Below are 20,978 nucleotides of genomic sequence, written 5' to 3' on the forward strand. Positions count from 1 at the left end.
TTCTATAGACGGCGATCTTATTTAATATGACGTGACTCTAAACCTTCTTCTTCAAGGAAAAGGCGGAATGGAATCAAATCTTGTGCTTCGTAGCGTTCTTTATAAGCTGCAATAGCATCTTCTGAATAAAGTTTTGGATCCAATTCGAGTTGAGGAACCTCTACTGGGATTGGACGATCCTGAGTAATGCGAGCATCGATAACAATAGTTTTACCAGCTTTGTTGAGCTCAATAGCTTCTTTGACGACAGCATCAATATCTTCAATACGGTCTACACGGAAGCCAACAGCTCCTTGGGCCTCAGCAATTTTAACGTAATCTGGGTTGGTGAAGTCAACACCGAAGAGATGCTTATTAGTGTCTTCATATTTATTTTTGATGAAGGCGTATTCAGCATTTGAGAAGACAACATTGATAACAGGTAGATTGTATTGAACATTGGTAATGACATCTGGATAACACATACCAAAGGCACCATCTCCTAGGATATTCCAGACTTGACGATTTGGATTATCCTTCTTAGCCGCAATACCTCCTGGCAAAGCAATCCCCATTGTGGCAAAGAGAGGAGAGGTCCGCCACATATTTTTAGGTGTCATATGAAGGTGACGAGTAGAGGTTTGAGTGGTATTTCCGACATCGATAGAGTAGATAGCGTCCTCGTCAGCATATTTATTAATAGCGTTGTAAACTTGGAAGAGTTGGAGTTCTCCTTGAGTTTTTGTTTCCAGCTTGGTGAGGTAATCACGCCAGTTTTGATTGTTCTTGATAGCAGCACGCCACCAAGGTGTTGATTCGACAGCATCTACTCGCTCTAAAAGGGCTTGGGCCGCTTGGCCAGCGTCTCCTAGAATAGAAGCATCTAGGGCGTGGCGCTTACCGAGTTTATAAGGGTCGATATCCACTTGGATAAATTTCTCAGTGTTTTTGAAGACTTGATAAACTTCTGAGAAGGGGAAATTAGATCCCATGAATAAGACAGTATCAGCTTCAAAGATAATCTCATTGGCAGGCTTCCAACCAACACGGTAGGCTGAACCGCTCAATCCTTCGTAGTTCCACTCAAAGGCTTCAAAGTTTTTCCCAGTCGTAATGATTGGTGCCTTGATTTTACGTGACAGCTCTGTAATAACAGAACCAGATCCGACTCCACCAAAACCAGCGTAGATAACAGGACGTTTAGCTTGATTGAGAATCTCAACAGCCTTATTAATTTCTGTCTCATTTAGGGCTGGTGCTAGGAAGGTGCGTTCGTAAGATCCAGAACCATAGTAAGAGTCTGCATCGATTTCTTGGAAACCGAAGTTGACAGGGATTTCAACGACAGCTGGTCCTTTTTTGGACATGGCAGCACGGCAGGCTTCATCGATAATTTTTGGTAATTGTTCGGCATAAGCGACGCGCTTATTGTAAACGGCAATACCATTGTACATTGGATTTTGGTTGAGCTCCTGGAAAGCATCCATATTGAGCTCATTAACTGGGCGGGATCCAAGGATTGCTAGGAATGGTGTATTATCCATAGCAGCGTCGTAGACCCCGTTGATCAAGTGAGTAGCACCAGGACCACCAGACCCAATAGCCACACCAATAGAACCACCGAACTTAGCCTGCATTACAGCAGCAAGAGCTCCAGTTTCTTCATGGCGAACTTGTAAGAAATTAATATCTTTATCTTCAGCCAGCGCATCCATCAAAGAACTTAAAGTTCCTGAGGGGATACCATAAATGGTATCCACGCCCCATGTTTTCAAAACATTGAGCATGGCAGCAGAAGCAGTAACTTTACCTTGACTCATAATAGGTCTCCTTAAAAAATATTTATTGTCACATTGGTATCATATCACATTTTCATGAAAACGCATACACAAAAGATTGAAAATTTATGGAGACGGTCTCCGTCGTGATTCTCCTGGTACAAAGACGAAAAAAAGGTGATCATTTTTAAGTTGAATACGGATAATAAGATAGACACTTAAGAGGTGTCTACCTTTTATTTAAAATTGACAAATACGTATAATACGCATATAATTACAGAAGGAGTTCCACATTGCCTTTAACTGGAAAGGAATTAGCCAAGTTAGCTGTAAATAATGGTTGGAAAGAGGTTAGAGTACGAGTCATCATCATTTCAAGAAGGATGGCATACCTTATATTGTCACGATTCCGATCCATGGAAATCAATCAGTTAAAGTTGGTCTTGAAAAGAAAATTTTAAAAGATCTAGGTTTGTAATGATAAAGGAGGGAATCTTATGCTAAAAACATATCCAGCAATTTTTCATAGGGAAGCAGAGGGATACTGGGTTGAATTTCCTGAATTTGGTGGCGGTACGCAAGGAGAAGACTTGGAAGAATCCATGAAGAATGCACGTCAAATGCTCGAGAGTGTATTGGCCTCTTATCTGGATGAAGGAATGAAATTACCTAAACCAAGTGATATAGGGACGATATCTGCTGAGGATGGTTTCGTTACCCTGATTCAGGCGGATCCGAGTCCTTATCTTAGGAATAGCAAAGCCATTCGAAAAAATGTGACGGTTCCTGAATGGCTGGTGCGACTGGCTGATCGTGATCAAGTCAATTACTCTGAAGTATTAACAAAGGCTTTAGAGAAAAAATTACAATTATGAAACAAAGTTAGAAGTGTTGGAAAGCTTGATTTCTAGCGCTTTTTTGAGTATAATGCAGATGATTAAATTGTTTAAAAGGAATCATTTTGAAGCTGAAATCTGGCTGAGATAAATGGCACGATTACGAAATATCGAGACAAAAATTAGTCTACGAGGTTTTAGAGCTGTGTTGTTTCGAATGGTTCCAAAAACTTCATCATAGCTGGGACTATAATAATCTGAGTCTAACGTAGGTGGCTTTTTTTGTCTAGTTTAATTTTACAAGTAGGGTATTACATAGTTGAAAGGTTTTAGTGTGAAAGAGAAAAGTCCAAAGTATATTGTAAAACTCTCTGGTGTTTATAGGCTATCACAAGGAATGGGAGCTTTTTTTATCCTGTCTGGCTTGTTACTTTTTACTCAGGAGGGGAGTCTGGTATCTTTGGCTATAGCTTTATTTGGTGCTTTGCTCATTATTTTATTTATGGGAATGCCTCTACAAATCCGTGTGGAGACGGATAATCTGGTGTTATGCCAATGGTTTCGTAAAAAGCGTTTTTTATGGCGGAATGTCACATTTTATTTTGGACAGATGGTCACAGAAACGTCTGCTAGAGCCAGTATCACTTATTATTCCATTATTATTCGTGGTAAAACGATTAATGGTAAGATTAGAGAAGTGTCAGGGCAACTAAGTCCCAAAAACATTGAAAGTTTTCGGACTTTCTATGACGCTCATATAGCTCCTAAACTAAGCGTTGAGCATGAAGCTACCGGCTGGGAGTATAAGAAGGGGTTGCGTATTTTCCAAAGGACCAGTATAGGTCTTTCGGATCACAGGGCTATGGCTCGTCAGGCCAAACGACGTTTTCTCTTTTGCTATGGTCCAATCGGTCTGCACACCTTCTTTTATCCTCTTCTATTCATCATCTTTTTGATTGTTCGTTTTCAGGATAATGATTTTGGATTTTATCTATTTTTGCTCGGTGTGGGTTTGTATCTAGCTGTGGGTTTGTCATCTCAAAAAGTCTTAATTAAGCTGACTAATGAAGGCTACCTGCGCCTAAAACTGTCGGGGGAAAGTTATCTAATGGATCCTCAGGAATTGTCCTTAACAGTTGCTCCAGTGCAAAATAGCTTTTGGGGCGACTATCGCAATGTCACTTGGACAGCACCGAGCTGGGATAAAGAGAAAAACAATAGTCAGATGATCCAAGTAAAAACGCAAATTGATACCCATTGTATGCGTGATTTCAATGCTTTTGTTGAGGCACATCTGGTGCCGAAAATGAAGGATAAGCCAGTGGTAGAAGAAGTGGGCTAGTTATATTTTGGATATTCTTAAAATCTTTAGATTATTGAATGAATGGACAAATTTGCGACTTTTATTTTGGAGGTCACTCCTTACTAGTAGTTTTTTATGCTAGGGCATCGTGTCCCCTTTATTTTACTGATTTTATGCTATAATAGCCTAGTCCATTGACGAAAATTTGTAGAAAGATTTGAGCTAGGGCTTCCTAGCAAAGAGGTATTAGTTTTGTCTCAATCTTATATTAATGTTATCGGAGCGGGCTTGGCAGGCTCAGAAGCCGCCTACCAAATCGCTAAGCGTGGTATTCCTGTTAAGCTTTATGAAATGCGTGGGGTTAAAGCCACTCCTCAGCATAAAACAAGCAATTTTGCTGAGCTGGTTTGTTCCAACTCCTTTCGTGGAGATAGTTTGACCAATGCGGTCGGCCTTTTGAAAGAGGAGATGCGCCGTTTGGATTCCGTTATCATGCGTAATGGTGAAGACCATCGTGTCCCTGCCGGTGGAGCTATGGCAGTGGACCGTGAGGGCTATGCGCAAGCGGTTACTGATGAAATCAGCAATCATCCCTTGATTGAAGTCATTCGTGGGGAAATCACAGATATTCCTGATGATGCTATCACAGTGGTTGCAACGGGTCCTTTGACCTCAGATGCATTGGCTGAGAAAATCCATACTCTTAATGGTGGGGAAGGCTTTTATTTCTACGATGCGGCAGCTCCAATCGTAGATATCAGTACAGTTGATATGAACAAGGTCTATCTCAAGTCCCGCTATGACAAGGGTGAGGCTGCCTATCTCAACTGTCCGATGACAAAAGAAGAATTTATGGCTTTCCATGAGGCTTTGATCAATGCTGAGGAAGCGCCTCTCAATGAGTTTGAAAAGGAAAAATATTTTGAGGGCTGTATGCCTATTGAGGTCATGGCTAAGCGTGGGGTTAAGACTATGCTTTATGGACCCATGAAGCCAGTTGGCTTGGAGTATCCAGATGATTATGAGGGACCTCGTGATGGTGATTTCAAGACCCCTTATGCCGTTGTTCAGCTCCGTCAGGACAATGCAGCGGGCAGTCTCTACAATATCGTTGGTTTCCAGACCCATCTTAAATGGGGTGAGCAAAAACGTGTCTTCCAGATGATTCCCGGACTTGAAAATGCAGAGTTTGTCCGTTATGGGGTCATGCACCGCAATTCTTACATGGATTCGCCTAATCTTTTAACCCAAACCTTTCAGTCTCGTAAGAATCCTAATCTTTTCTTTGCTGGTCAGATGACAGGAGTTGAAGGTTATGTCGAGTCAGCTGCTTCTGGATTAGTAGCCGGGATCAATGCAGCTCGTTTATTTAAGGGAGAAGACCCTCTGATCTTTCCAGAATCAACAGCTATTGGAAGTCTTCCACACTATGTGACTCATACTGATAGTAAGCACTTCCAGCCTATGAATGTCAACTTTGGGATCATAAAAGAGCTTGAGGGGCCACGTATTCGTGATAAGAAGGAGCGCTATGAAAAGATTGCGGAGCGGGCTTTGGCTGACTTGTCCAAGATCAGTGAGCTCTCTTAACAAGATCATCTAATCAATATAAAATAAAACCAGTCATATCAATAATTTTGACTGGTTTTATTTTGCTGGAGAGGGTATAATACTTATATGAAACTTACAAAACGACATTTTGGCTATCTGTTCTTAGTGATTGCTGTGATTTATGCGACAGTGACGTATTGGTCCTTAGCGCAAGATATTCTCGGTAAGGTCTATGGCGCTAGTTTCCCCTTCTTGATGGGAGGTGGCTTGGCCTATATCATCAATATCGTCATGAGTAGCTACGAAGATTTGATGCGCCTGATCTTCAAAAAAGATATTCCTGGTCATCGTGCTATTAGTATGCTGCTGTCCTATTTGACCTTTATCATTGCGATTTTTTTCATTTTCTCGATTGTTTTGCCTGATTTGGTCGATAGTCTGAAATCCTTGACTAAGATCGATTTTGAGGGGATTGCTAAGAGTTTGGATAACTTGCAAAAGAGTGAAGGGGTCAGAAAAGTCCTGGCAGATTTTAATATTGATCTGGATAAGAGTGTTAATGACCTTCTAGCTCGCTATAATGAACAGATTTCCTCTACAGTGGTTGGGATCTTGAGTGGTATTTTAGCATCGACCACCTCTTTGGCTTCTCGCCTGGTTTCTGTCTTTGTCAGCCTTATCTTTTCTATCTATGTTTTAGCAGGAAAGGAAAAGTTAGGACGCCAGGGCAATATGCTGATTCATGCTTATTTACCACAGTATGAAGAGCAGTTTCACTATGTGAGACGGATAGCCCATGAGAGTTTTCATGGCTTTTTCAAGGGACAGACCATCGAGGCTATTATTTTAGGGAGTCTGTGCTCTTTTGGAATGATTCTCTTTAAGCTCCCTTATGCTGGAACGATTGGTATTTTAGTAGGCTTTACTGCCTTAATTCCTGTTGTGGGGGCCTATATCGGGGTTGTCATCGGATCGATTTTAATTATGACGCAGTCGGTTCCTCAAGCCTTGTTCTTTGTGGTTTATGTTGTCATTTTACAACAATTTGAAGGGAATCTGATTTATCCACGTGTCGTTGGCGGTTCTATCGGCCTTCCTGGAATGTGGGTCATTTTATCTATTTCTATCGGGGCAACCTTGGGCGGTGTTTTTGGAATGTTGATTGCCGTACCATCAGCAGCTACCCTTTATAAGCTTATTGCCAATCATGTCAGGCAGAAGCGATTAAATGAGTCTTTGTCTTCTGAAGGCAGTTAACAACTGCTTTACTTCCTATAGTGGAATATATATTGTATGATTAGAAAGTTGGCGCTTATATGTCACGTCAGACAAAAAATGTTTTAAAACGAGTGATGGTCTTCTTGATTTTTCTTGTATCTTTGGCCCTCTTTGCTTTTGTGGTCATGCACACCATCTATGTCTATAAGGTTTGGAATCAGATCGATGCTGGTTTTGTCGCTAAAGATGGTAGTATCGAGAGCTTGGATAAGGCTGTTCGCCAGTTGCTTTTCCCTTTTGCTGGTTGGCTATTTATCCAGATTATCTTTTTCCTATGGTTGTTATCACACTTTTTCAAGTCTACGTCTATGGCTTACTACGAAGAGATTACCAGACCTTCTAAAAAAGGCAGGAAAAACCGAAGATTCGATGATGAGGATGACTATGTTCAAGAATCATCTAGAAAGTCTCGCCTAGCCTCGTCTGCTGAGGTCTTTGGTTATGAAGATGATGAAGAAGAGGAAGGCAGTGAAGATGGCGATACTAGTGGGATCGAATGGGAATTGAGATCTGGATCAGATCTTGATGAGGCAGCAAGTGAGGAAGAAAAGCTGGAGCAAAAATTAGCTGAAGTCAGTCTGTCTGATACTTTAGAAGAGAGCGCCTCCCAAGCAGCCGGTGTCAGTAAAAATAGTGTCGCTCAGGAAGTCGCTTCTAAACCGGATTCTGATCGTGTATCGGTTTCGGTTGCTAAAAAGTTTCAGACCGTTCCGGTGGCCTATGCTGAACTGGTGACGGGCCCTAGTTTTAGTGCGGATGATCAAGACGATCAGCCATTTCCTGAGGAGAGTGGTCAGTCTGAATCTGACTTGCTAGAAGCCCCTCAACCGATGAGAAAGCGCAAGCGACGTGGTCGTTTTGCGAAACATAAGTAAGAGAGAGTGGGATAGGAATCAAATTTTTCGAATTATTGATTTCTATCCTTTCTTTTATTTTTAGGCGTTCGATCAGAAACGGTCTCCCAGATCATTTCACTCCCTAGTTGCCTTTTCCTAGCCAGCAGTTCTATTTTAATGGTAATTAGTGCTATAGTGACTGGTTTCTTAGCAATTATAGCTGTTCAGTTTAACTTAAAAAATAGGCCAAATACATGATCTAAAAATCATAAACATGTGAGTCCTATATCCCTATATCAGTTCGGTTTAAAACCTAGAAATACCACCATCTCGTTTGAGGTGGTGGTATTTTTGTGCATGTGTCGATATAAGTGGAGGCTTTCAACCTGAGCCTAAAAATGCGGGAATTAGGAAAATCAGTAAATCATGGTTTTATCACGGCTTACTGATTGAGTCCGACTCTTACTTTTTTAGCAAATTTCGTTATAATGAGGATAAGATTAGAAAAGGGGTCAACCATGATGAACAATACCATCGATTTGTCAAAGCCAGTAGCGCAGCTTGTAGAAGAGCATCCCGAACTAAAAGAGCTCTTGGTCGATCTGGGATTTAAGCCCTTGGCTAATCCTCTTATGTTAGAAACAGTGGGACGGACAACTAGTTTACAAGCTGGAGCCAAAATAGCTCGCATCCCGCTGGAGAAAATTGTACGGACCCTAGAGTTTAATGGCTACCAAGTAGAAGGAGAGCAACAATGACAGCAGAACGTGTTGACATTCTAAAAGACATCTTATTGGATCTGCACCGAGGAGCTAGTCCAGAATCGGTACAAGAGCGCTTTAACCAACACTTTAAGGGTGTGTCTGCCATGGAAATTTCTATGATGGAGCATGAGCTAATGTCTGCTGATACAGGCGTAGGGTTTGAGGATGTCATGAAATTGTGTAATGTTCATGCCAATCTTTTTAAAGGAGCAGTAGAGGGGGTAGAAGCAGATGATATAGACCATCCTGGCCATCCGGTCTATATCTTTAAAGAGGAAAATTTGGCTCTGCGAGCAGCTCTCCTGCGTATCCGCCTCTCCTGCGTATCCGCCGGATTTTAGACCAATATGCAGCACCGGACAATGAGGCTTTTAGGGAGGAGCTCATCACAGGTCTCACACACCAAATGGATCTTTTAGGGCAATTTCATATTCATTATACACGAAAAGAAAAGCTCTTTTTTCCTATTATGGAGCGCTATGGTCATGACGCTCCCCCGAGGGTCATGTGGGGAGTAGATGATGAGATTAGGGTTCTCTTTAAAGAAAGCAGGGCTCTCGTGGACCGATTGCCTGATGTTCCTATTCAGGAAGTGTCTGACTCTTTTGAGGTATTCGCCAAGGAATTTGAAGAAATGATCTTCAAAGAAGAATCTATCCTGCTGATGATTTTATTGGAAACATTTACGCAAGACGATTGGTTGCAAGTTAGGGATGAAAGTGAGGCCTATGGTTATGCTATTATTCGGCCGAGTGAAAAATGGGTCCCCCATCGTGAATCCTTTGAGCACGAAAGCAGCGATCAGCCAAAAACAATGGTATCTACTGCTGGTAGTGATGGTGCGATGACCATTGACACTCCGCATGGCCAATTTACCATTAGTTTCACCCCGAAACAAGATGATAGTCCTACTGACCGTTCACAGGTAGAGCCAATGGGAAACGGTTATTTGTCTATGGATCAAGCCAACCTTATTCTCAATCATCTCCCCTTAGAAATTACCTTTGTCAATAAAGATGATATCTTCCAATACTATAATGATAGCCTTCCCTCTTCTGAAATGATCTTCAAGCGAACCCCTAGTCAGGTTGGCCGTCATGTCGAGCTCTGCCATCCACCAAAATTGCTGGATAAGGTCAAGAAAATTTTTAATCTCTTACGCTCCGGTGAGCGAGATAAAGTAGAGATGTGGTTTAAGTCTGAACGTACAGGTAAATTCGTTTTTGTCACTTATGCGGCTGTACGTGATGAGAAGCAAGAGTTTCAAGGTGTTCTTGAGTATGTCCAGGATATCCAGCCATTTCGTGATATAGACAGCGATTGGAATCGAGATATCTAGATATTTATGACGCTCAAACTATGACAAGTTTTCCTTTATCACAATCATGACTATCCATTAAACAGGTGGTCTTTTGATTCCATATAAAAGAGCTCCTTTCTCCCTCTGATAAGTGTGGCGTTGTGCTACAGGCTAAAAGGTGATTGCTTTTTTCTCATTTTGGAAAATGTTATAATGAGCACATTATGAGAAGACGCATTAACCCCCTTATTGTCCATAGTTTTTTTCTAGTCTTGATTTTGAGTCTGGTCTTGAGTCACCTTTTTGTTCTGCCTCAGGAACGCTCTCGTTCTATAAAGTCAGATAAAGAAAGGTCGGCTCAGCAGGCTCAGATAGCCCATCGTGATAAAGTTGTGGATAAGATTCTCTCAGATATGACGCTTGAGGAAAAGGTTGGCCAGCTTTTTTGGGCTAGAGTCCCTGAAAAAGATCAAGTCAAAGATATCCAAACCTATCATTTGGGTGGTTATCTCCTGTTTGGCAAGGACTTTGAAGGCCAGACAAGGGATAGTCTCAAGTCTTTAACCAAGTCCTATCAAGATGCGGCTAATATCCCTATGCTGATTGGATCAGATGAAGAGGGAGGAAGTGTTACACGGCTGAGTAGTATTTTGGACAAGCCTTTTGTTTCTCCCATGTCTCTCTATAAACATGGCGGTATTCAGGCGATTGTCAAAGATACTCAGACTAAGGCTCAGACTCTCAAGTCTGTGGGGATCAATGCAGGACTCTTTCCAGTTGCTGATGTTGCAACGGATCCCTCAGCTTTTATTTATGATCGTACCATCGGTCAAGACGCTAATAAAACAGCAGATTATGTCAGTCAGGTGGTAACTACCCTCAAGGAGCAAAAAGTGGGCTCGACCCTCAAACACTTCCCAGGTTATGGTAATAATGGAGATAGCCATACTGATATTATCAGGGATAAGCGAAAGCTGTCTGAGCTGAAAAAATCTGATTTACTTCCTTTTAAAGCCGGAATAGAGGCTGGAGCAGACAGCGTTCTTGTGTCCCATAATATTATGACGACTATTGACGATGTTCCCTCCTCCATCTCACCTAAGATCAATCAGCTTTTGAGACAGGATTTAGGGTTTGAGGGAGTTATTATGACAGATGATCTGGATATGGCGGGCTTGGCAGATTTTGTTAGTCAGGATGAGGCTGCTTATCGTGTTCTCGCCGCTGGTAATGATATTATTATGGGGTCATCTTATCAATCGCAGATTCCTTATCTCCTGGATAAGATTGATGCTGGTGATCTCTCTGAAAAAGCTATAGACAAGTCAGTGAAACGTATCTTGATTTGGAAGTATGATTTGGGATTGTTAAGCTAGTGTAAGACCAATGATCAGGGATCTATTTTTGCTCGTTTACTTGCTTTTCCCTACTGATCGTGTTACTATAATGAAGCATTTATTGTAGACTGATGTTTGGGAAAAGCCATCACTAAAAAAAACCTGCGCAAGCATCTTTGGGTGGTCTTTACCAAGTTGGTAAGGGCTTTTTCTTTTGCCATCAGTTAGGAAAGATAAAGGGGTGTATCTCATATGAAACGAAAATCAGCTCTGGTCGTCTTTAGTGGTGGTCAGGATTCAACAACCTGTCTGTTTTGGGCTATGGAGCACTACCAGCATGTAGAAGCAGTGACTTTTGCCTATGGCCAGCGTCATGAGCAAGAGGTAGAGGTTGCTAAAGCGATTGCCAAGGAGCAAGGTATCAAGCATCATATCCTTGATATGTCTTTATTGAGTCAAATCACAACCAATGCTTTGACCAGTGATATGGACATTGAAGCAAAAGAAGGAGAGGTGCCAAATACGTTTGTGGATGGGCGCAACCATCTCTTTTTATCCTTTGCAGCTGTTCTAGCTAAGCAAAAGGGGATTACTGACATTGTGACTGGGGTCTGCGAGACTGACTTTTCTGGTTATCCTGACTGTCGTGATGTTTTTGTCAAATCGCTCAACGTCACTCTCAATCTAGCTATGGCTTACGATTTTGTCATTCAGACCCCACTCATGTGGTTGGACAAGGCTGAAACGTGGGCTTTAGCCGATGACTTAGGTGCTTTTGACTATGTACGAGAAAGGACACTGACTTGCTACAATGGCATTATCGGTAAAGGTTGTGGTGAGTGTCCTGCTTGTAAGCTTCGTCAGCATGGTTTAGACACTTATCTGTCCAAAAGGGAGGCTCGCTGATGTTTCTAGCACCCAAAGAAATCAAACAAGAGACCGGTGACTCCTTAGTCTATGCTCCTAGACGTGTTTTGGTGTCCAAGTCCTTTACCTTTGATGCAGCTCATCACCTTTTCCAATATGAGGGAAAATGTAAGGCCTTGCATGGTCATACCTATCAGTTAGAGATTGCGATCAGCGGCTACTTAGATGCCAAGGGAATGACCTATGATTTTGGGGATTTTAAGGCTATCTATAAAAAAGAGCTGGAACCCAAGCTGGATCATCGCTATCTTAATGAAAGTTTACCCTATATGAATACGACAGCAGAAAATATGGTTTACTGGATCTATCAAAGGGTGAAGCAGAGTTTACCAGATGAGCGAGGCTTGCGTATGGAGCATGTCCGCCTATATGAGACTCCGACTTCTTATGCAGAATTTCGCAGGGATTGGGAGGAAGACTAGTGGTTAGAGAACGTGTACTAAAATTACCCGTTTTAGAAATATTTGGACCAACCTTTCAAGGAGAAGGACGTGCTATTGGTCAAAAGACCATGTTTATCCGTACGGGTGGGTGTGATTATCATTGTGACTGGTGTGATTCTGCCTTTACTTGGGATGGTTCAGAGAAGCCAACTCGCATGACCAGCGATGAGGTTATCGCAGCTTTAGATGCTTTGGGGACTTATGATTATGTCACTCTCTCTGGGGGGAATCCTTGCCTACTGGCAGCCAATATGGCTGAGTTAGTGAGCAAACTTAAGGCACGTGGTGTGACCTTGGCTGTCGAAACCCAAGGATCACGTTGGCAGGAGTGGCTTCTTGATATCGATGATGTGACCTTGAGTCCTAAGCCACCATCAAGTAAGATGGAGGTCAATATGGAAACCCTAGACTTTATCGTAGCTAAACTTCCTAGAGAGCGTGTAACCTTTAAGATTCCAATCTTTAATGATGAGGACTTAGACTTTGCTAAGATGATTCAGGAGCGCTATCAGCCTGATGTCCTCTATCTTTCAGCAGGAAATCCTGAGCCTAAGGCAGATGGTAGTATTGTGGCGCATCAACTGGAGCGCCTTGGCCAGCTCTGGGACCGTATAGCTAAGGATGATAGCTGGGGTAATGTCCGTGTTCTCCCTCAACTCCACACACTCGTTTATGATAATAAACGTGGTGTCTAACTATATTTAGAAAGAAGGTCTTAAATGACTCAAGACGAAATGAAAGATTTGACCCTACTAGGGAATCAAAAAGTTCCTTATGTTTTTGACTATGATCCAAGTATTTTGGAATCCTTCCAAAATCGCCATCAAGATAATGATTACTTTATCAAGTTCAACTGTCCAGAATTCACCTCACTTTGCCCTATTACTGGGCAGCCTGATTTTGCAACTATCTACCTATCTTATATTCCCGACGAGCTCTGTGTAGAGTCGAAATCACTTAAACTCTACCTTTTCTCTTATCGTAATCATGGTGATTTCCATGAGAATTGTATCAATACTATTGGTAAGGATTTGATCGACCTGCTAAAGCCTCGCTATCTAGAAGTTTGGGGTAAATTCACCCCACGAGGCGGTATTTCAATCGATCCCTACTTCAATTACGGTCGTCCAGGCACCAAGTATGAAGAGATGGCTAATTACCGTCTCATGAATCACGATCTATATCCAGAAACAATTGATAATCGTTAAAAATAAAAAGGGTCGAGACTTATTGTCTCACCCTTTTTTTATGCCTTTATTTGAAATCTTTAGTGGTGCTGATGGGAGCCTATAAAGTGCTAGTGACAATGGAGTCAGTGTCATTGAGCAAACGGGTATCTAGCTGATTGGTTCTTTTAGCTGTGATGATACCGGCTAGAATGCTGTCATTGACATTGACCAAGGTACGACCCATATCAACAATAGGATCAACAGCAATCAAAACTCCCAATGTGGCTACTGGCAGATTGAGACTGCCAAGTACGATCAAGGCGGTGAATAAAGCACCTCCGCCGACACCGGCTACACCAAAGGAGGCGATGACATCGATAGCTATTAGAGTCAGGATAAATTGCCATGAAAAAACATTAATTCCAACTGTTGGTGCGATAATAGTGGCGATCATAGAAGGATAAACACCAGCACAGCCATTTTGGCCAATCGTCAATCCAAAGCTAGCCGCAAAGTTGGCAATCGTAGGATTGATCCCCAATGATTCTGTTTGAATTTTAATGTTCAGGGGCAGCGTTCCAGCACTCGTACGAGAGCTAAAGGCAAAGATAAGAGCTGGCCAAGCTTTCTTGAAGTAGAGGATAGGATTGATTCCATTGAACAGCAGTAGGGCTGTATGGACTAGGAGTACTGTGATTAGCGCAGCATAGATGGCTAGTATAAAGATTCCCAGACGTCCTATTGTATCTAGCGAATTCACAGCACTGGCTCTTGTGATTAAAGCAAAGATACCATAAGGTGTCAGTGATAGGACTAGCTTGACAATACGGTTTATGATTAGCTGAAAGCTCTTGATAATTTTAGCAAACAGCTCAGCGCTATCAGGGTCAGCTTTCTTAACTCTTAAGAAGGCAAAGCCAACAAATAAAGCAAAGATCACAATAGCGATGGTACTGGTTGCCCGAGTTTCTGCAAAATCAGCGAAGATATTGCTTGGTAGGAAGCTGACAATTTGCTGAGGCAGGGTTAGACCGGCGAGTTCATCTTGATGTTCTTGGATACTGGCCAAGGCTTCTTTATTAGCACTGCCTGCAAAGTTAGCTCCTTGCAGATGGAAGAGAATCACTGAAGAATAGCCAATCAGGGAGGCTACAGCGGTGGTTCCAAGCAGGACCGTCAGCGTATTTCCAGCAATTTTTCTAATATTTTGTGTAATATCTAGCTGCGTAAAGGCACTGACCAAGGAGATAAAAACCAGAGGAATGATCAACATTTTTAAGAGGGAAACATAGCCATCTGCAACAATCCCTAACCAATCGAGGGCACTTATAAGAGCAGGATGTTCAGCCCCCAGTAGTAGTTGCAGGACTAGGCCAAAAGCGGTCCCAGTGATGAGTGCAGTAAAGACAGAAGTGGTGAAACCTACTTTTTTCCGATGGAAATAAACCAGGAGAGCTAGAAAAGCAAGGGCTACCACTAAGATCAGAGCGGTTAAAACATTAACAGTCATAATAACCTCCTTTAGCTTGAATCTATTAAATAAAACTGAGGCTATTATAGTCCCCTTCTTGTTGTCGTTCAAGAGTATTGGTGATTGTAATTTTTAAAGAGACTGATAAAGAGTCCTTATCATGGTTTAGGACGGTGAAAATATTGCTAATATAATAAAACCCTCTTAGACTTTTTCTAAAATAGTTTACATAATTTATTTACTATAAATTATCCAAGGCATTTTTTTGCTCGTCATTGACAATGTGGGTGTAGAGGTCGGTGACCTGAGTCGAAGCATGACCGAGTTGGTGACTGACGAGTACTTGGGATTTGGTGGCGTCATAGAGGCGGGTTGCTAGCGTGTGACGGAGCTTGTGGGGAGTCACACGAACTTTGAAATCTTCGGAATACTTAGCCACCATTTTTTCGATACTGGAGGCATCGATACGGTTAGGAACCCCGCGATATTCAGAAAGAAAGAGGGCAACATCTTGTTTTTCGGCCTTATAGCGACTTTTTCGGATTCTTAGATAATCCTCTAAATAAGATTTGGCAAAGCCAGCAACATTGACGGAATCTCGCTTACCACCCTTACGAGTGACTTCAATAACCATCATATTGAGATTGATATCTTTCAGATCAAGATTGACAGCTTCTGACAAACGCACACCAGAAGCCAGCAGCAGGGCAATAATGGCTAGATCACGTTCCTTATTTTTTCGGAAAGATGATTTTGCCCGATTGGAAAGCTTACCTTCATAATCTTTGTCCACATAATCCAAAAATTCCATGGTTTCATCACCTAGGAAGAGCTTCTGTTTGATATTTTCCGCCCTGGCAGCAAGTGTTTCCTTTTTCTTTTTAGTGGAGACTTTTTTCATAACATTGCGGTAGAAATAAGGCTCACCCTGATCATTTTCAACCTCCTCAGTTAGATACTTGTAGAGACTGGAGAGGGCCGATAAAGTACGGTTGATAGTGGTCTGCGACACCCCGTTTTTAGTCGAATAGGTATTGAGTGACGGACGTTCACGCAAGTAAAGAATAAAGGATTCCATATCTTTTTTAGTTAATTTCTCTAGACTCTCTAGCGGAATGTCAGCAAGCTTATCAGCCTGAACAATGTCAGCATCTATCAGCCATTCGAAAAAACGACGGTATTCCTTGAGATATTCATATAAAGTCGTCAGACTGTAAGGAACAGCTAATTTGGATTGATAATATTCCAGAACATACCATGGCATAAGAGCCTTTAATTCCTCGATTTTTTCTAATAAACGTTGACGTTTCATCAGTTCATTTTCCTTTGTTTTTTAATCGTTTTTATCCAGATAGTAGTATATCACGCCTGTATATATTTTTCAAGAAAATTACAGTTTTTCGGAAAGAAGTTATAACAAATAACTCGAAACGATTGATATCCTTTTTCAGAGTCCCATTAATGACTAAAAAAAATTTTTGAAGAAATTTGACTGAAAATGTACTTTATTTACGTGAAAACAAAAATTTAATTTTGATTCTATTTTTCGGAAAATGTACTTTATTTTGTAAAAAACAAATACAATTTTTGTAATTTAGACAGGTTTAAATGGTACGAAATGTTCTCTTTTTCTTCTCAAACCTTTACAAATCAGACATGGCTCCTTAGAACGTTTCTCAAACTGAAGTCTTTTGTTAACTGCTAATTTGTATCGATGGGAGGTTGTTTCTTTGCATTATGGGATAATCGGAATCACCCCATAATGCAAAGTTAACATCTAGTTTATCAAATAAGCCATTTCTATTTTTGAAATTACCTATTTTAGGTAATCTGACTTTGAGCATATCGCTTTAGAAAAATTTACTTTATAAAAAATTGTTTTTATAGTTGGAATATTATTTCTATTATGTTAAAATAAGGATGACAAAGGATGTAAAAATGAGATATATTGGTTCTAAAAAATTACTTTTACCTGAGATTAAAAAAATGATAGATAGACATACCGATGGCTCTGAGGAAGTATTCTTAGACTTATTTGCTGGTACAAATGTAGTAGCGAATTATTTCAAACAATTTTACACAGTTTATTCCAATGATTTACTGTTTTTTAGCTATGTTAATGCCAAAGCTAGAATTGAGAATAATTCCAAACCGTTATTTGATAAGCTTATTCAAGTAGGAATCACTTCTCCCATGACTTATTTGCAAGATTTAGAAGTTGATAATGAAACGGTAGGATATTATGAATCTGCTTACTCTCCTACAGGAAAAGCAAATTATCTTTCAGTAAAAAATGCAAAAAAACTAGACATGATCCGTAATCAAATTGAAAGTTGGAAAAATCAGAATTTGCTAACAGAGCATGAATACTACTATCTACTCTCCTCTCTTATAGAGGCCTTACCATTTGTCAGCAACACTACCGGAACTTATGGTGCTTTCCTAAAACACTGGGACAAGAGGGCTTTGAATGATTTAGAGTTACAAGATTTTACTATATTTGATAACTCTAAAGAAAATAGAGCATTCAATGAAGATGCAAATAAGCTAGTTCAAAAAGTAAAAGCTGACATTGTTTATATTGATACTCCTTACAATTCAAGACAATATGCTTCCAATTATCATTTATTAGAAAATGTGGCTAGAAATGATCAACCTGTTTTAAAGGGAGTCACAAAGATTTTTGATTGGAAAAATCTTAAAAGTGATTACGCTACAAAAAGTAAAGCTCTAACAGCAATGAGAGATTTAATTCAAAATATAGATTCAACTCATATTATCTTAAGCTATAATAACGAAGGAATTATCTCCGAGGAAGATTTGACTAATATTTTGAAAAAATTCTCAGTTGATGGTATGGTTGATATTAAAAAAATTCCATATCGAAAGTATCAATCAAAGAAGGTTTCTAAGGTCAAAGAAATTTATGAATTATTATTTTATATACAAAGAAAACCACTTCCTAAAAATAAAACTTTTAAGAAAACCAACAACAGCATAAAAGTTAGTTCAACAAGGAAATACATTAAGAGTCCACTTAATTACATTGGAGGGAAATATAAACTTTTAAATCAAATATTACCTCTCTTTCCGGACAATATTGATACATTTGTGGATATATTCAGTGGAGGAGCTAATGTTGGTATTAATGTGAAAGCAAACAAATATATTTTTAATGATATGAATAATCGTATTAATGAAATGTTTCGGTATTTTCAAAGTCAGTCACCAGTAAATTTGGTTCAACAAATTGAACAAAGGATTGATGAGTGGAAACTAAGTAAGACTAACGAAGAGGCATTTCTGACTTTTAGAAAACATTATAACACTAATCCTAATCCTTTGGATTTATATGTGCTATCCTCTTTTAGTTACAATTATCAATTTAGATTTAATAATTCTATGGAGTTCAATAATCCTTTTGGTAGAAATCGTAGTCATTTTAGTGAGAATATGAGAAATAATTTATTGAATTTCGTTACTAAGCTTCAAGCATTAGATGCTACGTTCACAGATAACTATTTTAATGAATTTAATATTTTAAATTTGACATCTAAGGATTTTATTTATCTTGATCCTCCATATTTAATTACAACTGGAAGTTATAATGATGGGAAACGAGGTTTCTCAGATTGGAATAAAACCTCCGAAGTAGAATTATTAAATTTTATGGATCGTCTAAATCATCATGGAATTCGTTTTGCTCTCAGCAATGTAACTGAGCATAAAGGTAAAACCAACCAATTATTAAAAGATTGGGCTTATTCAAGAAACTTAAATATTAATTATCTCAATTATAACTATAATAATTCGTCTCATAATTCAAAAAACAAAGGAAGTCAAGAAGTCCTGATAACTAATTATGATAATGAGACATTTAAAATACTTACTGGAAAATAAAGCAGCATAGTTTGAACTGTGTTGCTTTTTATTATATCTGTTGTTCTATTAGATATCCTCTACTAATTTAAATTTTTTTACTCAATTTCTGTGAGTAATGGAGCATACTCTTCGTATGAGATATTATAATCGAGAATACTTTCTTTAACTTCATTTATACTCATTTTTTGAGCTTTATAATTATTTGCGAGTAGTAATAATTTAACAAATTCCAATGCTCCACCCAGATGATTTGTGTCCTGTCTAAATTTTTGTAACTGAGCTCTATAATTACCTGAAAAACTTCCTGAAACATAGGCAAAATATGTATTAGCTAAATTATCTGGAGCAATATCCCACCATGTTGGTTTTATTTCTTCTTTTCGTTCTTTAAACTGTCTCAGATATCTTCCCATAGCATCTGTATGAGATGCGGTAAGTGGAAAACCTTCTGAGTAGGCTTTGGAATCAAGAATAATTGCGCAGTTATCATCCCAAACAAGTCCATCTGGCTTATTACTTCCTCCAAGATGTTTACCAAAGAAACCTAGCTCATCTGTAAAGACCTTGGTTGAAATTGCTTCAAATTCCGTATTTTCGACATTAGTGGTTGTCTTTTTACTAGCTATATCAATTCCTTTAAGATAAGAGTGATCAATATTTGTTAGTTCTGTTCGTAATTGATTCTTAAATTTTTCAATATCACTTTTTTCTAATGATACGTTTTTTTGTATAGGAATTTCAAAGTCAAATAATTTATCTTTTAATGTTAGCTGGTTTCCATTAATTAGAATTTCAATTCCGATTCTATTAAGTCCGATACAGTCATCTATTACTTCTTCAGGTGTTATTTCAAGACTTGGATAGTCTCTATTAATAAGAGTAGCAATCACTTCTGCTTGAATTGGATTCTTCTTTTCTGTGAGGTGTTTTAAAATTAGAGATCGTGATGTCTTTTTGGAGATTGCTTTTTTATCCTTAGTTGCTAAAAATTCCCACATAACCCTTTTCCTACTTCGAGCATAACGAGATTTCCCATCAACTTGCTTTAAGGCAGTCAATCCTTTTGTTGTTATCTGATATACTGTACCAAGAGTAAGATCAAACTTGCGACCATTATAATTATGGTTGACTTTCTTGGTTACAGAAGTTGCCAGTCCTGTAGTAACCAAAACACCAGCTAGCCATCTCATATATTTATCAGAAGTACTTTCAAAATTTGATTTGATTTTTTTCTTGGCCATCTTGTCATTATCGATCTCGGCTTGAGCTAATCCGTTTAAATAAATTTCAACAGGGGCTGTTTCAAAACCTAATTCATCTATAAATCCAAAATTTTCCCCTAAGTCAAACTTTGAAAACTGTTTAGTTGGATTTTTCCCTAATAATCTTAACAACCAAGCGGCATAAGGGTATTCAAGTAGTCTTTCATACAAAAAATTGTCAAGTTCTGTTAGATTTTCTGATTCATATAGCTCTACTGCCTTAATTCCTAACTCTGAAATTGTGAACGTTTTATCTGCTCGATGGAATTTTAATAATCCAAAAGCTACTGCAACACTCACATAGTTTTGAGCAGCCCAATCTACAATTGCAAGCCTTGCTCCTTGTCCCGGAAAAACTGCTTGAACTAAACTATTTGCTTCTTTTTTTGTCCTCGTTCCGGTAAGTTGTTTCCAAGTAACTGAAATAGGCATATTAGTAATTACAGATTTCAATTCGTTTTGAAGTTTTAAATCTGTAACAACTTCTTCCAATCTTGTATTTACTAACCATTTATGGATTTTTGATCCAGAAACAAAAATTGAAGCAACTTTTACTAACTCTTTTAAGTCCTTACTAACATCCTGCCCTAAACCAAACGCTAAGTTATTCAAATCACTGTATTCATTAATATTTATTGTCATATTACCTCCAGCATTTTACATACTCCGTATTATTATATCACTGTTTTTCTTAGCTTTACTTACTTTTTTCTGATTTTTTATAAAAACTATTAGACGACACATTGTCAAGTCAAGTGCAACAAGTTCGTGGATAGACTAGGATCCCATTGATTAGGCTGTTTGGGCTAGCCCAAACAGAAATTTTGCTGTTTTGTAATGATGAAGTCGTCTAGGTCTCTCG

The 20,978-nt window shown here is 39.3% G+C and carries 18 protein-coding genes and 1 pseudogene; 15 read left to right on the forward strand and 4 right to left on the reverse strand.

The features are described from left to right. Nucleotides 1–17: 17 nt before the first annotated feature. Nucleotides 18–1,799, reverse strand: coding sequence for a pyruvate oxidase (gene spxB / locus AC4HAJ_RS07410; RefSeq protein WP_491079535.1), 1,782 nt, complete (start codon nt 1,797–1,799; stop codon nt 18–20). A 251-nt stretch (nt 1,800–2,050) separates the two neighbouring features. Between spxB and AC4HAJ_RS07415 the strand changes: the two are divergent. The 14 genes and pseudogenes from AC4HAJ_RS07415 (at nt 2,051) to queF (ending at nt 13,540) form a co-directional block, all read left to right on the forward strand. Next, nucleotides 2,051–2,235: pseudogene (locus AC4HAJ_RS07415) on the forward strand (type II toxin-antitoxin system HicA family toxin). A gap of 19 nt (nt 2,236–2,254) precedes the next feature. Further along, nucleotides 2,255–2,632 (forward strand): type II toxin-antitoxin system HicB family antitoxin, encoded by a 378-nt coding sequence (locus AC4HAJ_RS07420; RefSeq protein WP_491079536.1) that lies wholly within the window; start codon nt 2,255–2,257, stop codon nt 2,630–2,632. A gap of 295 nt (nt 2,633–2,927) precedes the next feature. Beyond that, nucleotides 2,928–3,935, forward strand: a complete 1,008-nt coding sequence (locus AC4HAJ_RS07425) for a hypothetical protein (protein WP_491079537.1) — start codon at nt 2,928–2,930, stop codon at nt 3,933–3,935. A gap of 213 nt (nt 3,936–4,148) precedes the next feature. After that, a complete protein-coding gene (gene trmFO, locus AC4HAJ_RS07430) occupies nt 4,149–5,486 on the forward strand; it encodes a methylenetetrahydrofolate--tRNA-(uracil(54)-C(5))-methyltransferase (FADH(2)-oxidizing) TrmFO (protein ID WP_491079538.1) in 1,338 nt (445 codons plus the stop codon). An 87-nt stretch (nt 5,487–5,573) separates the two neighbouring features. Next, the gene (locus AC4HAJ_RS07435; RefSeq protein ID WP_491079539.1) at nt 5,574–6,704 is read left to right on the forward strand and encodes an AI-2E family transporter; all 1,131 of its coding nucleotides are present in this window, start codon (nt 5,574–5,576) and stop codon (nt 6,702–6,704) included. A 59-nt stretch (nt 6,705–6,763) separates the two neighbouring features. Next, nucleotides 6,764–7,600: a hypothetical protein gene (locus tag AC4HAJ_RS07440; protein WP_491079540.1), complete on the forward strand. Its 837-nt coding sequence runs from the start codon at nt 6,764–6,766 to the stop codon at nt 7,598–7,600. Between the two features lie 482 nt (nt 7,601–8,082). Continuing rightward, a complete protein-coding gene (locus tag AC4HAJ_RS07445) occupies nt 8,083–8,319 on the forward strand; it encodes a DUF1858 domain-containing protein (protein ID WP_491079552.1) in 237 nt (78 codons plus the stop codon). Beyond that, complete coding sequence (locus AC4HAJ_RS07450) at nt 8,316–8,666, forward strand: DUF438 domain-containing protein (protein WP_491079541.1); 351 nt, start codon at nt 8,316–8,318, stop codon at nt 8,664–8,666. Before AC4HAJ_RS07445 ends, AC4HAJ_RS07450 begins: the two co-directional genes overlap by 4 nt. Next, entirely contained in the window at nt 8,660–9,664 is a 1,005-nt protein-coding gene (locus AC4HAJ_RS07455; protein WP_491079553.1) for a PAS domain-containing protein, read from the forward strand. The genes AC4HAJ_RS07450 and AC4HAJ_RS07455 overlap by 7 nt, the downstream gene beginning before the upstream one ends. A gap of 185 nt (nt 9,665–9,849) precedes the next feature. After that, the gene (locus tag AC4HAJ_RS07460; RefSeq protein WP_491079542.1) at nt 9,850–11,001 is read left to right on the forward strand and encodes a glycoside hydrolase family 3 protein; all 1,152 of its coding nucleotides are present in this window, start codon (nt 9,850–9,852) and stop codon (nt 10,999–11,001) included. 213 nt (nt 11,002–11,214) lie between these two features. Next, nucleotides 11,215–11,868 carry a 7-cyano-7-deazaguanine synthase QueC gene (gene queC, locus AC4HAJ_RS07465; protein WP_491079543.1) on the forward strand — a complete coding sequence of 218 codons (654 nt, stop codon included), beginning with the start codon at nt 11,215–11,217 and terminating at the stop codon, nt 11,866–11,868. Further along, a complete protein-coding gene (queD, locus tag AC4HAJ_RS07470; RefSeq protein ID WP_491079544.1) occupies nt 11,868–12,311 on the forward strand; it encodes a 6-carboxytetrahydropterin synthase QueD in 444 nt (147 codons plus the stop codon). Before queC ends, queD begins: the two co-directional genes overlap by 1 nt. After that, nucleotides 12,311–13,027 (forward strand): 7-carboxy-7-deazaguanine synthase QueE, encoded by a 717-nt coding sequence (gene queE, locus AC4HAJ_RS07475; protein ID WP_491079545.1) that lies wholly within the window; start codon nt 12,311–12,313, stop codon nt 13,025–13,027. The genes queD and queE overlap by 1 nt, the downstream gene beginning before the upstream one ends. A 24-nt stretch (nt 13,028–13,051) precedes the next feature. Further along, nucleotides 13,052–13,540 (forward strand): preQ(1) synthase, encoded by a 489-nt coding sequence (queF, locus tag AC4HAJ_RS07480; protein ID WP_491079546.1) that lies wholly within the window; start codon nt 13,052–13,054, stop codon nt 13,538–13,540. 79 nt (nt 13,541–13,619) lie between these two features. Here the strand turns inward: queF and AC4HAJ_RS07485 are convergent, their stop codons facing one another. Together AC4HAJ_RS07485 and xerS are read right to left on the reverse strand one after the other, a co-directional pair. Next, entirely contained in the window at nt 13,620–15,011 is a 1,392-nt protein-coding gene (locus AC4HAJ_RS07485) for a cation:dicarboxylate symporter family transporter (RefSeq protein ID WP_491079547.1), read from the reverse strand. A gap of 202 nt (nt 15,012–15,213) precedes the next feature. Continuing rightward, a complete protein-coding gene (gene xerS, locus AC4HAJ_RS07490; protein WP_491079548.1) occupies nt 15,214–16,284 on the reverse strand; it encodes a tyrosine recombinase XerS in 1,071 nt (356 codons plus the stop codon). Between the two features lie 608 nt (nt 16,285–16,892). On the opposite strand from xerS, the gene AC4HAJ_RS07495 reads away from it, so the two are divergent. Next, nucleotides 16,893–18,872: a Dam family site-specific DNA-(adenine-N6)-methyltransferase gene (locus AC4HAJ_RS07495; RefSeq protein ID WP_491079549.1), complete on the forward strand. Its 1,980-nt coding sequence runs from the start codon at nt 16,893–16,895 to the stop codon at nt 18,870–18,872. Nucleotides 18,873–18,949: 77 nt separating this feature from the next. Here AC4HAJ_RS07495 and AC4HAJ_RS07500 read toward each other — a convergent pair whose 3' ends face one another. Beyond that, entirely contained in the window at nt 18,950–20,758 is a 1,809-nt protein-coding gene (locus AC4HAJ_RS07500; protein ID WP_491079550.1) for a restriction endonuclease FokI C-terminal domain-containing protein, read from the reverse strand. Nucleotides 20,759–20,978: the final 220 nt, after the last annotated feature.

It is taken from the genome of Streptococcus sp. ALY_211 (genome assembly GCF_058314555.1).